The organism is Brevibacillus formosus, from assembly GCF_003013405.1.
Lineage (GTDB): Bacteria > Bacillota > Bacilli > Brevibacillales > Brevibacillaceae > Brevibacillus > Brevibacillus formosus.
The window spans coordinates 190,161-205,008 of record NZ_PXZL01000020.1; the positions used below are offsets into that span (position 1 = coordinate 190,161).

The following is a 14,848-nucleotide window of genomic DNA, read 5'->3' on the forward strand; positions in this document are numbered from 1 at the left end:
AAACGTGACTCCCCTCTATAGAAAGAAGGGAGCCAAGTATTACCTATTTTAATCCAAAGAATTTACGCATTTTGTGGAACACGCCCGCTTTTTCTTCCAATGGTTGCAATGGAACAGCTTCACCCAAAAGGCGTCGGGCAACGTTCCGATAGGCGATGGAACCACGCGATTCATGGTTCATCACAGCCGGCTCACCTTGGTTCGCGGATTTAATGATATGATCATCATCCGGCACTACGCCAATTAAGTCAATGGCTAACAAATCCAAAATGTCTTCTACATCCAGCATGTCGCCATTTTTCACCATATGGGAGCGAACGCGGTTGATCACCAGCTTAGGCATTCCGATTTTTTCTCGCTCTAATAGGCCAATAATCCTATCAGCATCGCGCACAGCGGCTTTTTCAGGTGTAGTCACGACGATTGCTTGATCTGCTCCTGCCACCGCATTGCGGAAGCCTTGCTCAATACCCGCAGGGCAATCTATGATGACATAATCATATTCCCGCTTCAGCTGCGTAATGATTTCCTCCATTTGCTCAGGAGTTACTGCGGATTTGTCCTTGGTCTGAGCAGCCGGGAGCAATGCCAGATTTTCAAACCGCTTGTCTTTGATCAGAGCTTGTGGCAGTCGGCATGCGCCTTCGGCAACGTCTACCAGATCATAAATAATTCGGTTCTCAAGTCCCATGACTACATCCAGATTGCGCAAGCCAATATCGGTATCTACCATGCACACTTTTTGTCCCAACAATGCGAGCGCCGTTCCCAAATTGGCGGAAGTGGTCGTCTTACCCACGCCGCCTTTACCGGAAGTTATGACAATTCCTATCCCCACGTCCGTTCCTCCTCTTTCCCTCAACCCTCACGCTTTTTCTCACCCAATTCAGGGCGGATTCGCGACAAGTAGTTCATTTTCGCTACCAGCATGATCTCATTTTCCAGATAGGCAAATTCTGTGCCTCCAGAATTATTCGTCCATTCCTCACCCGGCTTGCTAATCACATCTGCAATCCGCAACTGTGTAGGACTCATGACTGCAGCCGCAATAATTACCTGTGAGTCACCGGAAATACCTGCGTGCGCGTACCCTCTGAGATGCCCCAGCACGTAAATGCTTCCTGTGCTGCGAACCGTCCCCCCGGGATTGACATCTCCCAATAAGAGCAAATCACCGTCAAACTCCAGAACTTGCCCAGAGCGTACCGTATTTACCTGTATGGAAAAATGGGTTTTCAGGCGTTCAGCCATAGCTTCTTCCCGCGTGATCAAATCAGATTCGATTGTATGGATCACCAGGTTGCCCTTCGTTCGAATAATTTGAGTCAACTGCTCTTGTTGCTCGGGTGAGCAGTATCGTTTTCCCAATTTTATAGATACCCGAATGAGTGGCCCCGACAAAATCTGTTGGTGGCTATGCTCTATTTTTTCACGCATATCGGCCAGCAGTTCGTCGAAGGAACAGGTATCATCCATAAAGAAGACGAGCCCCTCTTTAGTCCCTTTGATCGTGACCTTGCTTTTCACAGTCGTCACCGGTTTCACCTCGACCGATACCATTCGCCATGTAGAAAGATTTTTCCTGCTCTGCGTGAAAAAATTGCCGAATCGGGTCAGATGGTGGCGTTTTACAAGAGCTTGACTCGATTATTCGCTTGGGCTTAATTGCCCTGGACAACCATTGCGGTTACCTAGAGGACGGTGGATTCGGCTTCGGAACCCCACCAGTAAGGACACCTGGATTCAGTTCATTGTAAGCTTCGAGCAATCGACGCGAGATCGGACCAGTAGCATCAGAACTGGATGTACCATCTCTCAAACTGTTCGGCGCAACGACGACGAAAACCAGTTGAGGATTTTCATAAGGTGCAAAGCCGACAACCAGTGCGTTTTCCGCTGGCTGCGACGTTTGTGCCGTACCAGACTTGGCTGCAACCGTGAAAGGCAACCCATTGAATCGTTGAACGGTACCACCTGGCTGAGTTACCAACCGCATCCCTTCTTTTACCACCTGAATATACTTCGGATCGATATCAACCCGGTTGAGCACTTCTGGTTCAATAACCGAGAGTGTTTGACCTGGTTTCTTCGGATCGGTGGTTCCTTTGCGAATTTCTTTTACAAGATGGGGGCGTACCCGATATCCTCCATTGGCAATGGTCGATACGTATTGACCCAGCTGCATCGGCGTGAACAGGTCATATTGACCGATCATCACGTCGGCCAAGTTCCCGAAGTACAAGTTCTGGTTTTCCCAACCGGTATGTTCATTCGGCAGATCCACACCCGTTTTCACACCAAGACCAAACTGGGCATTGTAGTAATCATAGACAGAGAACTGCTTCTCCCAGCCATCTTTCCCTTTTCTTGATAAACGAATCGCCATTTCGTACATATACGTATTGTTGGACACCTGCAAAGCACGACGAGCGTTAACAGGTCCATGACCACTTGCTTTCCAGTTGCGTTTATACGTGTTACCGACTTTCAAGCCGCCTCGGTCATAGATGACTTCGTTCGGTGTAGTCAGCCCCTCCTGAAGCGCAATCATGACAGACAGTGGTTTGTAGGTAGAAGCAGGTGGGTACGGTGTATAAATGAATCGGTTTGATTCGTTCGGCAAAATAAGCGAGGCGTAATTCTCGTTGAATTTCTTGCGGTCGTAATACAGATTCAAATTGTAATCTGGATAACTCGCCATCGCCAATATTTCGCCCGTATTTGGATTCATCACCAATACATGTGCGTCTTTAAATTCTTTTGGTGTAGACGGACGCTTCTTGAATGCTTCAACCTCTTCTTTCAAGATGGCCTCTACCTTGCTTTGATAACGCCAGTCCATAGCCAAAACAAGATCGTTTCCAGGTTCAGGGTCTTGGCGCATCTGCTTCTCTACCGTCTCCGAATTTTTGTTCACGTGCACTTCCATAATCCCGTTTTTGCCGCGCAAATAACGTTCATAGGAGCTCTCCAGCCCGGTTACACCGACACGGTCGATAGCGTTGTAGCCTTGTGCCTGATATTCTTTCAAGCTCTCAGGACGAATCGCATTGATGTACCCGAGAAAGTGAGTACCAAATGCCGAACCATCTGGATCTTCGAAAATTTGGCGAACAGGCTCCAGCTCCACACTAATTCCCGGCAGCTCGGTTCGTCGTTCTTCGATTTGGAACATTTCTTGCTCAGTGATGTTGACCTTGACACGTCTCGGAATATAGCTGGCCATCTGCGGTGAACGCATCTCCTGCAGCAAAGAGAGCTTGTGCCACTGAAATTGGCGTTGCTGCTCTGTCAACGGCAGTTTGATATCCATGTCGAACAATGAGGCATAGCGCAACAAATCCATGTCAGACTTATCTGCTAAGCCTTGGGGTGTTGGCAAAGCTCCGATCTGCTCCTTCACTTTTTTGGCGAGCTCATTGCGATCTTCTTTGTCCAATTTCAGAGCGAGGGTCATATTGGCGTTTATCGCCATTTTCAGCAGCTCGAAGTCCGAAGTGTTCGCTTCCGTAATAGCGGGTGTACCTGGCTTGGCTGCATTCAGTTTCTTAAAAAGGTCTGCTCTCTCCTTGTCATCAAAAGGAGAACGAACGCGCATCCCCAGATATACGGCAGTTTTTACCAGATCAAAATCAGACATCTGATCGACGGTCTCTACTTTCGGAACGACTTTTAACTTCCCTGCAACCTTTGCCTTGAGATCGTTTGTTTCTTGCGCATTGAAAGCAACTGGCAAAGTTGATCTCAGTTCAATCGTCTTTTTTAACAGTTCCTTGTCCGTACCAATTTTGCCGCCATCGGGGATGAGGATTTTTGCCAGACGATCCGCGACTTTCTCTTCATCAATGTCCTGCCCTTGTTCTTCAACGTATTGAACAGTGTACACAGGCTTATTCGAAACGAGTACCTCGCCATTTTTATCCAAGATGCGGCCGCGAGGAGCGGAAATCGGCAGTTCACGAATACTGAACTTTTCCAATTCATGCTTGTACTGTTCACCTTCCACCAGCTGCACGAAGGCCAGCCGCAAAATAACGGCGGCGAAGAACATAAATACAATCACAAACAATATATTGAGCCGAATAGGTATGTCTGATTTCGGTTCTTTAACTTCTTCCACGAACTCTCCTCTCCTTTGTCCTTACTGCATGTGCATTTCCTTCTTCGCCAGAATCTTGTTGCATACATTCTTGATCGGAAAGTATACCAGTAAGCCAAAAGCGAGATTAAACAGCACACTAGGCAAAATTTGATGCGTCAAAATCCATCGAACATCGAAGGGGGCAGCGGAAAACAAACGGAATAACGAATACAATAGCCACTCATGTCCGAACAAAATCAGGAAGCTAGTAATGAAAACCATCCCGAATCCTCTCTGGAACAAAAGAACGATCATCCCTGCAAAGTAGCTGGCCACCATCATGGACATGGTATAGATTCCAATTAATTGCCCAAATAGGACATCTTGTAAAAATCCAAAGGCGATCCCGTAATACAAACCTTCGCGCCTGCCGAGATACATCGAAATAAAAATGCAGCAGACAAGCGCAAACCGGGGTACCGTCATCCAAGACAGACCCCATGTATCAGGTGAAAATACTTGCATCACAGTTCCTTCCAAAACAAACATAATCACGACGCCCAACGTCAATAAAAACCGAGCCATTACTGACCACCCCCGCTTGCAGGTGGAGCCGGAGGCACAGTTGTCTGTGTTTGTTTCTGGCCGGCTGGCTGTTGCGGGATCAATTCACCATTGGGAGCGATTGTGAAGTCTCGTTCCACAACCATGACTTCATTCAATTGTGAAAAATCAGCGCTTGGCTGGATGTAGGCGGTTTGAGTCAAGCCGTAATCATCCGGTTGGACGCGAACAATATAGCCAATTGGCAAATTGCGAGGGACAACTCCTCCCAAACCTGATGAAATAACTTGCTGATCTTTTTTAATTGCCTGTCCCCAAGGGATTTTGCGCATGACGAGCAATCTTTCTTGCGGATCATATTCTTCGATGACACCACTAACTTGACGGTACACAGGCTTGCCGTCGACTATTTGCTCCGTCAAAATATCCGCTGAGATGTGGTCACGTCGCTCGTAGCTCGTCAACAATTCAACCGTGGCTGAAAAATTGGCAACACTTTGTACGCGCCCAATCATTCCTTTGGCTGTAATGACAGCCATATCCTTTTTGATGCCACTTTTTAATCCTTGATCGATGGTAACGACGTTGTTCCATGTATCAGGGTTTCTCGCCACGACTTCCGCAAAGTGAAGGTTGTAAGATCTAAGTGAATCTTTTGCCCCCACCATTTCTCGAAGGCGATCATTATCTGCCTTGAGTGTGTGCAATTCGGCACTTAGACGGGCGTATTGATCCAAGCTTGCCTTAAGCGCCTTATTTTCTTCATATACGCCGTACGCTTCTTCTATTTCCTGAAAAAAGCCAGAAACAGCCTGGGCAGGGCGATAGAAAAAGCCCTGCACCACGCTGAAGGTATCTTTAAAGAACATTTCTGGCCAGGTCAGGCTAACCCGTTCACGAGAAGTGAAGCCCACGACGGAGATAAGCAGGACCAAGCCTACAAGTACAATGATAAGCCGCTTATTCCCGAAAAACGACATGCCCTACCCTCCGTTTATTTACCCCGTTTTAGTCGGGAAGAGGTGATGCCTTGCTTGGATTTGAACAGGTGAATGTTCTCCAATGCACGACCTGTTCCAATCGCTACGCAATCCAGTGCGTTTTCCGCGACATGTACGGGCATACCCGTTTCCTTACTTAACAGGCGATCCATGTTACGCAAGAGCGCACCGCCGCCTGTGAGTACAATTCCACGATCCATGATGTCCGCCGCGAGCTCAGGCGGGCTTTTTTCGAGTGTTACCTTCACTGATTCCACGATAGCAGAAATGGTTTCCGCCAATGCTTCCGCAATCTCTGTGCTGCTTACCGAGAGCGTTTTTGGCAATCCGGTTACAAGGTCACGACCACGAATGTCAACGTTTTCGACCTCATCAGGAGCAATCGCAGAGCCGATCTCCAACTTAAGGGTTTCTGCTGTCCGTTCCCCGATCATCAAGTTGTAACGGCGCTTGATGTACTGAATGATCGCCTCGTCCATCTCATCCCCGGCCACACGAATGGAGCGGGATGTAACAATCCCCCCGAGAGAAATGATTGCAACTTCTGTCGTACCGCCGCCAATGTCAACGACCATACTACCAGTCGGTTCCCACACTGGCAGGTCTGCACCGATCGCTGCTGCAAACGGCTCTTCAATCGTATATGCTTCCTTCGCTCCAGCCTGCTTCGTAGCATCTTCGACCGCGCGTTTTTCCACCGCAGTAATTCCCGAAGGTACACAGACCATTACGTTTGGACGTCGTGTAAACAGCCCTTGATTTTTTTGTGCTTGATTGATGAAATAGCGCATCATTGTCGCAGTTGTATCAAAGTCAGCGATAACCCCGTCTTTCATTGGGCGAACCGCTACGATATTACCTGGCGTACGACCGATCATACTTTTCGCTGCATTCCCTACTGCTTCAATGGAATTGTTATTAGTACGAATCGCTACAACAGAAGGCTCACGCACCACAATTCCTTTCCCTTTCACAAAAACAAGTGTATTGGCAGTGCCGAGGTCAATCCCCAAGTCACGTGTAAATCCACCAAACATAAAAAAACTCCTTCCAAATATTAATCCAAATGACAAGCATAAGAGAACCTCTTTCGAGGCCTCTCCAAGGTAGAGCGACCGCGTTTTTGTGGAAGGTTTTCATTCGCACAAGAATTCATAGACGTATCAATGATATGTCTTGCACGTAAAAACATGCTACAAGTACCCTTGCTCTTTGAGACTAACGTACTTGCCTTCCCCGATAATAACATGATCCAACAATGAAATCCCCACCAGTTCACCGGCGTCACGCAATGTATGCGTAATCGCGATGTCTTCCCTGCTAGGTGTCGGATCACCGCTCGGATGGTTATGTAGGCATATCACCGATGCGCTGCTACGACGGATCGCTTCTTTAAAGACTTCTCTCGGGTGTACGATGGAAGCGTCCAGACTGCCTACAAAAATCGTCTGCTTGCCAATCACGTGGTTCTTGGTATTCAGAAAGAGACAGACAAAATGTTCCTGTGTCAAATGAGCAAGCTCTGGCGACATCAAATCTGCTACGTCCCGTGGTAAACGGATAGAAGCCCTATACTCTCGCGGCACTCCCATCAATCTACGCCCAAGCTCAAACGCAGCATGCAATTCAATCGCTTTGACTGGACCAATTCCTTTTAGCTCTGTTAACTCAGCATGAGAGGCTTGGGCTAAACCACGCAGGTCTCCAAACCTAGCTAACAAGCGCTGAGCCAGCTGATGAGCCGTCTCTTGTTCCCTGCCTGTCCGCAGTAAAATGGCAAGAAGTTCAGTATCAGACAGATGGACCGCTCCTTCGCGAAGCAGTCGTTCACGTGGACGGTCATAGTAAGGGACGTTTTTCAACAACGTTTTGTTACAGGTATTTGTTGCCATTTTAATTCCGCCTCCAGCCTTATTCACATTATCGAAAACGGCTGACATGGAGATGTTCATGAGGCGTATGGCCGTCGCCGCTTGCTTCAAGCATGACAACTTTACAATATAGGCATCCCAAAACGTGTCAAAAGAGCAGACGTTAGGCCTAACGGAAGACCAACAACAGTGAAGTAGTCTCCGTTTATTCCTTCCACGATCGTGGCTCCAATACCCTGAATGGCGTATGAGCCCGCCTTATCCATCGGCTCACCTGTCGCAATGTACGACTTGATTTCTTGCTCGGTTAAAGCTCGAATTCTTACGTGTGTAAGACTATGTGAGACTTCCGCACGGCCTGTCTCCACATCTATCAAGGCGACTCCACTATAAACGGTGTGCTCTTGCCCCTGGAGCATGGACAGCATACGATATGCGTCCATTTCATCAACAGGCTTGCCCAGTATTTGGCCATCAAGAACGACTACCGTATCAGATCCTAAAACGACGCCTTCCGTCAAGCGAGAAGCCACTTCCTTGGCCTTGCGCAAAGACAATTCTTCTACTACTTCGCTCGCAGATAAATGCTCTGCTGTCGTCTCATCTACATCACTGGTGATGACGGTAAATGATAAGCCTAAAGTTTGCAGAAGCTCCCTTCGACGCGGCGAAGATGAAGCCAGAATGAGAGGAACATTTTTTTTCGTCATTTTTCAACCTACTTTATTCGTCGATGTATCCAAAATGCGAGGGCTAAGCCTCCGATACTGGCTAGATTTAGTTTTACCTGAAAGTTCAGTTCGTACTTCAAAATTTCTAAATCTGCCGCAGGCGACCAAGTAATCTCTTTGCTCTTGGTCAAAAAAGGTAGCCAGGGACTTAAAATCTCCCCGATGATGCTGCCAAACAAAAGTCCACTCACCAACAGAAACACGAGAGTAAGCGTTTCTTTCCCCATTTTCCCAACTCCCTTTTTATAAGGGATTCTCTTTTTGCCAAACATAAGTTTAGCAAATGGGGAGAAGCGAAACAATCCCTGATTGCTCTTGGTAGTTACTGTATAGAAAGAAAAGGCCTCCTGCAAGAAAACCTTGCGGAAGACCATATAAACATGCATTTATGTGGATGAACGAGCATTTTGAATCCAGCTGGCATAGCTCTCGAAAAAGGCAAGGACACCCGCCTGCACTTGCCACGCATAGGATTCAGCGCTTTCCACCTTTTTACCCGCGCTCGCTTCTGCCATTTTGTCCCTGGCTGCAAGTGCTTGATTCACCCCATTTACCATCCCATCTAGCAATGGCTTCCAGGCTTCTTTTGCTTCCAGTTTACGGCTTTCCTCCAGAAATTGGCGGTGAATTTCTTTTAATTCTGCTGTTTCTTTTGCCGTTGGCGATAGTTGACCCGTCGTAATGATCAGCCCTGATTGCGCTGAAAGTGTTTGGACGAGCTTGACTCCGTGGGTGAAAAACGCATTCACGTTAGGGTCACCAGATGCGTTGGCAGCTTTTCCGACAGGGACAGACCCTTCAAAAGCGGGAAAGGAAAATTCTTTGACGTATATATCCATGCCTTTGTTTTTCAAGCTGGCAGCAAAGCCTAGCACAGCATCTCTTGTGGGAGCAGCAGCGGCAAACATGTACTGCTTGCTTGCGTCCTTATAAAGCAGGTGAGGAATACCGGCCTTCTCCAGTGGTTCTACAGCAGTTTGTGGCGATGCATCCGGCTGAAATACTCCTGCCTGTGCAACATACATGTTAACGGCTGGCAGTTGTAGCGCTACCGCTGTTTGACCCACTGCGTTACCATTCGTCGACGCACCTTGCTTTTGGTGACTTTCATTAGGCAAAGCGGGACCTGCTACGCCATTTTTCCCAGCCGTTTGTTCAGGGCTTGCACCTGGCGCGGTCAGTGTCTGAACCGTTTCACTCAGAACATTGCCGTAAGACTCGGAAAACTCCTTTTGGGAAAAGACCGTCAAAACAAGAAATCCGAACAAGAGGCCAATTGCTACAGCCCCACCTGTTGTTAAAGTCGTGCGCCAAAAGGGCCCCTTTGGCCATAACGATGCGATTCGACTCATCGGACTACTCCTGTATGCCTTCTCTTCGGTATCCTCGAAGGAATAATCGGATTCATTGGAGGCGTTTGACGTTTGATCGAATTCAATATTCGGCTTTGTTTCTTTCGCCGCAACTCCACGTAGCTGCATCATGCGCTCCCATGCTTCGTTGCCCTTCTCTTTAAACGGGTCAGTAAACGGTAAAGGAGGAGCTTGAAAACGAACGCGTGGGGTATCATCCTTTGGGGTGCGCTTTCTACTCGCTTCCTTTGGGATGTCGTCCCGCTTTTCATCCCAGAACCTTCCGTTCATTTTGACCGTCACACGATTTTTATTTTGTCCGCTCATACGCTTGCCCTCCTAGTCACAGGCTCTTTGTACTAGCATACGTTTGGCTCGGACGGGTTATGACTTCTATCTAGTGATTCTATCGAATTTGTTTCTACTAGCTATTCTCCATGCCAGTTCAAGAGGTTTCGCTCATAAACAAAAGGACAGCTAACCCAATTGTCACAAAAGGCGCAAACGGCACTTCGCATTTTATACTTCCTTTTCGTATCAGCAGCCAAACGAGGGACACGAGCAAGGCTGCCAAGCTCGCAACCGTAAGAACAACTACAAAATCGCGAACCCCAAGTCCATAGCAAACGAGAGCGAACAGCTTCACATCCCCCATCCCAAGTGCGAGCGGCCTGTACCAGCTGATCCATCCAAACACCAGTAAACAGAGAATCGCAAAAAATCCAGCCATCAGCCATTCCATCGGTGAAGAAAGAACATACTCCATAATCGAAATCAATACTAACCCTGCACCTAATGCACGATTAGGTATTCGTTTGTGACGCAAGTCTACCCATGAGAGGTAAAGGCAGAGCCCGAATAATATCGCAGCGTTAGGCATTTTTTCTTCCCCCAGTCGAAAAATGTCCTTAAAGGATATCTACCATTCTTGGGACAAAAAAACTGCCCAGAACAATTCTGGACAGCTTCTCTATTTTCGATTTACGATCTCTTTTACGGATTCCAAGTGAACAAAAGACCTCCGTGGACGAGACCACCACCAAATCCATACATCAGGATCGTATCCCCTACTTTTACTTTGCCTTCCTTGATCCCCAAGGCGAGCGACAATGGGATGGTAGCCGCTGATGTGTTCCCGTAATGCGTCAGGCTGTACAATGTCTTATCGAGAGGGAACTGACTCTTCTCACAAATGGATTCAATCATGCGCAAATTGGCACTGTGCGGGATGAACCAGTCGACATCTTCGAGCGTCTTGCCCGCCCGGCTCACTACCTCCTGCATTCCCTTTGGAACAGTTGTTACTGCCCACTTGTACACTTCTCTCCCGTTTTGGACCATGCATCCATTCCCGCTCAATTCTCGTCCGTCCATATGCGTTGACAAGCCCGATCGATATACATGAATCCCACCGTCCCCCTTTGAGCCTAAATAGGCGGACAAAAATCCAGAAGCTGTAGGGTCCTGCTCAACTAGCACCGCACCCGCTCCATCCCCGAACAGGATGCACGTCGTACGATCCGTGTAATCAGTTACTTTTGTTAGCGTTTCTGCGCCGACCACCAACACTTTGCGATGCAAACCAGAGCTGATGAGCGCATTTGCCGTATGAAGGGCATACGTAAATCCTGCACAGGTAGCGGAGAGGTCCATGGCTCCCGCCTGTTCGACTTGAAAATGCGCCTGGATTTGACTTGCGACACTTGGGAATGGATAGTCTGGCGTACTGGTCGCCACCAAAATCATATCGACATCACGGACATCCTTCCCGTAATTCGCGATCATATCGTGGATAGCAGCGATAGCCAGATCACTGGTAAATTCATCTTCCCTTGCCATACGGCGCTCATGAATACCCGTTCGTTGCAAAATCCACTCATTCGATGTATCCACTAGCTTTTCCATATCTGTATTGGTAAGAACGCGACTCGGCACATACGTACCGATGGCGGTAATTCGCGACTTGAAGGGGCTTGCATTTGTCATCATCGGATCATCACCTTCCGTGTTTTATGATCTGATTATAACACTAGATATTAGTATCTGGTACTAATTTTTTTCGGAATAATGGCATTTTGGTTTGAGTCAACATAGGGGAGGAGAAGAAAAAGCACAGTTCTCTTCGACTCTGACACGCCCACAAGGGGGGATTCACTGGGCGTCTCCACTACAAAAAGGGGACCGTCGAGCCAAAGCCACCCTACGGGCGGAAGTTTCTCAAGGAAGAAGTGTTCGACAAGCGTGGTCCCCTTTTTGTAGTTCCGACTGGGTAGGCGTTGTCAAGGTCTGCGAGCCCTGTGCTTTTTCTTCTCACTAGCTTGGTTGGTTGGTTTATCGACGCCTTTTAAAATATAGGTAGATCATTCTTAGTAGTATTTCGCAAAAACTTTACGATAGTAAATAAAAAGACTTGAAACCCGTAGGTTCCAAGTCTTCATACGTCTTTATCCGTTATTTTTCTAGCTTTTCAGCCAGCCAGTAAGCGGATTTCCAAATATCTCCCGCACCCATTGTCAACACGAGATCGCCCTCTTGCAATCCTTTGAAGACATGCTCTTGCATTTGTTCCTTCGTCGGAATGTACTGCGCACGCGGGTGGCTGTTGGTGCGGATTTTTTGCACCAACACCTCGGAGGTTACTCCTTCGATTTTTTCTTCTCCCGCTGGGGAGTAGATATCCGTGATGATCACTTCGTCTGCTTCTGCAAAGGCACGGCTGAATTCATCCATGAGGAAATACGTGCGTGTGTAGCGTTGTGGTTGGAACACTGCGATCACACGTCTGCCCGATGCCCTTGCCCCGCTTAGTGTAGCGATAATTTCCGTCGGATGATGCGCGTAGTCGTCTACGACAAGGACTCCTCGTGCATCCCCGATAATTTGAAATCTGCGCTTGGCACCGCTAAAAGTAGACAGTGCCTGTGCAATTTTATCAAAGGAAAGGCCAATATCCAGACAAACAATGATCGCAGCCAGTGCATTTGCAATATTATGCTTGCCTGGGACTACGAGACACAATTCACCCAACCGCTCATCCTTGTGATAAATCTGACACGTGCTGCAACGATCTCCACATTCAATCGAAGTGGCAGAAAACTGTGCTTGTGCCACAAAGTTTGGATCGACTGCATACGTCACGACCGTTTTTTCGACGGACGGCATGACTTCGCGCACATGTGGATCATCGATGCACAGGATCGCTTTTCCATCCGGTTTGAGATGGCTCAAAAACTGGACGTACGCCTGTTTCAAATTGTTGAAGTCGCCATCGAAATGCTCCAGATGATCTGGTTCGATGCTCGTCACAATTTCATACATCGGTCTGTATTCCAAAAAGGAACCGTCGCTCTCGTCTGCCTCGGCAATGACATAGTCACTGGCACCTGCCTTTGCGTTGGTACCAGCACTCATCAATTCACCGCCAATGATGAAAGTCGGGTCTACACCACACTCTTCCAGCACGTGAGAGATCATCGATGTCGTAGTTGTCTTGCCGTGTGCTCCGGCTACTGCTACTCCTGTGCGTTCATTCAATATGCGAGCAAGCATTTGGGAACGGTGCATGACCGGAATTCCTAGTGCTTGGCCTGCGATCACCTCAGGATTGTCTTTGGAAATACTGGTGGAGTATACGATGCTGTCTGCTCCCTCCACGTGGGCAGCATTATGGCCAATATGAATGACCGCCCCTCTTGCTTCCAGCTTTTTCGCCAAATCGTTCATGGCGACATCGGAGCCGGTTACCTTGTATCCAAGGTCGATCAAGACGCGGGCAATGGCACTCATGCCATAACCGCCGATGCCCACAAAGTGGACGTGTTGGGCCTGATCCACCCTATTCACCTGCCTCTTCTACTATAGTGGGAAAGAATGCGCGTACTTGGGCGATGAAGTAGAGCGAACCGCAGACGACCAACCAGTCATCCGCCTTCGCTGATTGCTTCTCCCGCATCCAAGAAAGGAGAAACGCCCGCCAGTCTGGGACTGCATCGAGAAACTCTCGCTCCCAGCCACCGGCTAAAAACGACTCTTGTAAGCTATTGGCTTCGGCTGCACGCGGGAAGTCAAAGGTTGTCACATGCAGCTTTTTGATTTTTGACTTTACTGGCACGAGCGACTCTGCCATTTTGGCAAGCGGCTTATCTGCCAATCCAGAAAAGAGTAAATGCAACTGTACTCCATCCGGTAGCAACCGATCCAGACTGCTTACAAGTGCCTCCATTCCTTCCTGATTGTGTGCCCCATCCAAGATAACCATTGGTCTTGGAGAGATGACTTCTAGACGACCAGGCCAACGCGTTTGTTGCAAACCGCGAGATATTTCTTCTTCCTCCAGCAAGAAAGAGAAGTAATTTCGCAGGACATCGATGGTCATTAAAGCAACGGCTGCATTGGTTGTTTGGTGAATGCCATTCATGGTAAGACGGTAGGATGCTTCCTCACGACGGTGAATGCTTCTGTAACGAAACTGTTGGTCACCCAGCTGCTCCTGTACCTGTTCTGCCTGAAAATGCTCACCTATATGGTATAGCGTACTCTTCGTTTGTCTCGCGCGCTCCTCAAAAACCGCGAGAAGTTCCGGCCTACCCTCACCTGTGACTACAGGAACACCCGGCTTGATAATCCCCGCTTTTTCCCGGGCAATTTCTTCCAGGCTTTCTCCCAACACTTGTGTATGGTCCATGCCGATATTCGTGATGACTGAAACAAGCGGAAGGACGACGTTCGTCGAATCCAATCGCCCGCCCAGTCCCGTTTCCCATACGACTACCGCTGGTCTCGCCACTCTTGAAAAATAAAGAATGGCGATCAGCGTAATCACTTCAAATTCGGTAGGAGAACCGAACTCTGTTTCTTGTTCGCATCGTTGCACCCATACCTTGACTTCATTCACCAGCTGCAATAGGTCTTCTTCCGCGATCATGCTTCCGTTGTAACGGATACGTTCACGGAAATCAACCAAATAGGGAGAGGTAAATGTACCTACACTATATCCGGCTTCCATCAGCATTTGCGTCAGGAATGCGCAGGTTGATCCTTTTCCATTGGTGCCAGCCACATGAATAAATGGGATTCTCCGCTCAGGATGTCCTAGTTGCTCTAAAACCCACTGCATTCTCTCAAGCCCCGGCCGCTGACCGAACCTGAGCAGTCCATGCAGCCAGTCGAGCGCTTGCGTGTATTCTACAAACCCTTCTTCTGCATGCATACCACAATGCTCCATTCTCAAAAATATGCGATGGTATGG

14 protein-coding genes are annotated in these 14,848 nt (G+C 48.2%); all 14 read right to left on the reverse strand.

Annotated features, from left to right (window positions below):
• Positions 1-43: 43 nt before the first annotated feature.
• Positions 44-838, reverse strand: a complete 795-nt coding sequence (gene minD / locus C7R91_RS18915; RefSeq protein WP_012685557.1) for a septum site-determining protein MinD — start codon at positions 836-838, stop codon at positions 44-46.
• A 20-nt stretch (positions 839-858) separates the two neighbouring features.
• Positions 859-1,536: a septum site-determining protein MinC gene (gene minC / locus C7R91_RS18920; RefSeq protein WP_047072942.1), complete on the reverse strand. Its 678-nt coding sequence runs from the start codon at positions 1,534-1,536 to the stop codon at positions 859-861.
• Between the two features lie 151 nt (positions 1,537-1,687).
• On the reverse strand, positions 1,688-4,120 hold the full coding sequence (locus C7R91_RS18925) for a peptidoglycan D,D-transpeptidase FtsI family protein (protein ID WP_047072819.1): 2,433 nt from the start codon (positions 4,118-4,120) through the stop codon (positions 1,688-1,690).
• A gap of 21 nt (positions 4,121-4,141) precedes the next feature.
• Entirely contained in the window at positions 4,142-4,666 is a 525-nt protein-coding gene (gene mreD, locus C7R91_RS18930; RefSeq protein ID WP_047072820.1) for a rod shape-determining protein MreD, read from the reverse strand.
• Complete coding sequence (mreC, locus tag C7R91_RS18935) at positions 4,666-5,625, reverse strand: rod shape-determining protein MreC (RefSeq protein ID WP_047072822.1); 960 nt, start codon at positions 5,623-5,625, stop codon at positions 4,666-4,668. The genes mreD and mreC overlap by 1 nt, the downstream gene beginning before the upstream one ends.
• A 14-nt stretch (positions 5,626-5,639) precedes the next feature.
• On the reverse strand, positions 5,640-6,683 hold the full coding sequence (locus C7R91_RS18940) for a rod shape-determining protein (RefSeq protein ID WP_016739188.1): 1,044 nt from the start codon (positions 6,681-6,683) through the stop codon (positions 5,640-5,642).
• A 156-nt stretch (positions 6,684-6,839) separates the two neighbouring features.
• Positions 6,840-7,538: a RadC family protein gene (gene radC / locus C7R91_RS18945; RefSeq protein WP_047072826.1), complete on the reverse strand. Its 699-nt coding sequence runs from the start codon at positions 7,536-7,538 to the stop codon at positions 6,840-6,842.
• A 101-nt stretch (positions 7,539-7,639) separates the two neighbouring features.
• Complete coding sequence (locus tag C7R91_RS18950; protein WP_047072828.1) at positions 7,640-8,227, reverse strand: Maf family protein; 588 nt, start codon at positions 8,225-8,227, stop codon at positions 7,640-7,642.
• An 8-nt stretch (positions 8,228-8,235) separates the two neighbouring features.
• Positions 8,236-8,475 (reverse strand): DUF4321 domain-containing protein, encoded by a 240-nt coding sequence (locus tag C7R91_RS18955; protein WP_007726664.1) that lies wholly within the window; start codon positions 8,473-8,475, stop codon positions 8,236-8,238.
• A 159-nt stretch (positions 8,476-8,634) separates the two neighbouring features.
• Positions 8,635-9,927, reverse strand: a complete 1,293-nt coding sequence (locus C7R91_RS18960; RefSeq protein ID WP_047072830.1) for a hypothetical protein — start codon at positions 9,925-9,927, stop codon at positions 8,635-8,637.
• A 118-nt stretch (positions 9,928-10,045) separates the two neighbouring features.
• Positions 10,046-10,480: a prepilin peptidase gene (locus C7R91_RS18965; protein ID WP_047072831.1), complete on the reverse strand. Its 435-nt coding sequence runs from the start codon at positions 10,478-10,480 to the stop codon at positions 10,046-10,048.
• Between the two features lie 113 nt (positions 10,481-10,593).
• Positions 10,594-11,589, reverse strand: a complete 996-nt coding sequence (locus tag C7R91_RS18970; RefSeq protein ID WP_047072833.1) for a ketoacyl-ACP synthase III — start codon at positions 11,587-11,589, stop codon at positions 10,594-10,596.
• Positions 11,590-12,051: 462 nt separating this feature from the next.
• Positions 12,052-13,434, reverse strand: a complete 1,383-nt coding sequence (gene murC / locus C7R91_RS18980; RefSeq protein ID WP_047072835.1) for a UDP-N-acetylmuramate--L-alanine ligase — start codon at positions 13,432-13,434, stop codon at positions 12,052-12,054.
• 1 nt (position 13,435) lies between these two features.
• Positions 13,436-14,809 (reverse strand): bifunctional folylpolyglutamate synthase/dihydrofolate synthase, encoded by a 1,374-nt coding sequence (locus tag C7R91_RS18985; RefSeq protein ID WP_047072836.1) that lies wholly within the window; start codon positions 14,807-14,809, stop codon positions 13,436-13,438.
• Between the last annotated feature and the right edge of the window lie 39 nt (positions 14,810-14,848).

Bases quoted from the DNA above. Each gene is read 5' to 3' on its own strand.
- C7R91_RS18985 (WP_047072836.1), bottom strand. From the start codon at position 14,809: ATGCATGCAGAAGAAGGGTTTGTAGAATACACGCAAGCGCTCGACTGG.
- mreC (WP_047072822.1), bottom strand. From the start codon at position 5,625: ATGTCGTTTTTCGGGAATAAGCGGCTTATCATTGTACTTGTAGGCTTG.
- C7R91_RS18955 (WP_007726664.1), bottom strand. From the start codon at position 8,475: ATGGGGAAAGAAACGCTTACTCTCGTGTTTCTGTTGGTGAGTGGACTT.
- C7R91_RS18965 (WP_047072831.1), bottom strand. From the start codon at position 10,480: ATGCCTAACGCTGCGATATTATTCGGGCTCTGCCTTTACCTCTCATGG.
- C7R91_RS18970 (WP_047072833.1), bottom strand. From the start codon at position 11,589: ATGATGACAAATGCAAGCCCCTTCAAGTCGCGAATTACCGCCATCGGT.
- mreD (WP_047072820.1), bottom strand. From the start codon at position 4,666: ATGGCTCGGTTTTTATTGACGTTGGGCGTCGTGATTATGTTTGTTTTG.
- C7R91_RS18960 (WP_047072830.1), bottom strand. From the start codon at position 9,927: ATGAGCGGACAAAATAAAAATCGTGTGACGGTCAAAATGAACGGAAGG.
- C7R91_RS18940 (WP_016739188.1), bottom strand. From the start codon at position 6,683: ATGTTTGGTGGATTTACACGTGACTTGGGGATTGACCTCGGCACTGCC.
- C7R91_RS18950 (WP_047072828.1), bottom strand. From the start codon at position 8,227: ATGACGAAAAAAAATGTTCCTCTCATTCTGGCTTCATCTTCGCCGCGT.
- radC (WP_047072826.1), bottom strand. From the start codon at position 7,538: ATGGCAACAAATACCTGTAACAAAACGTTGTTGAAAAACGTCCCTTAC.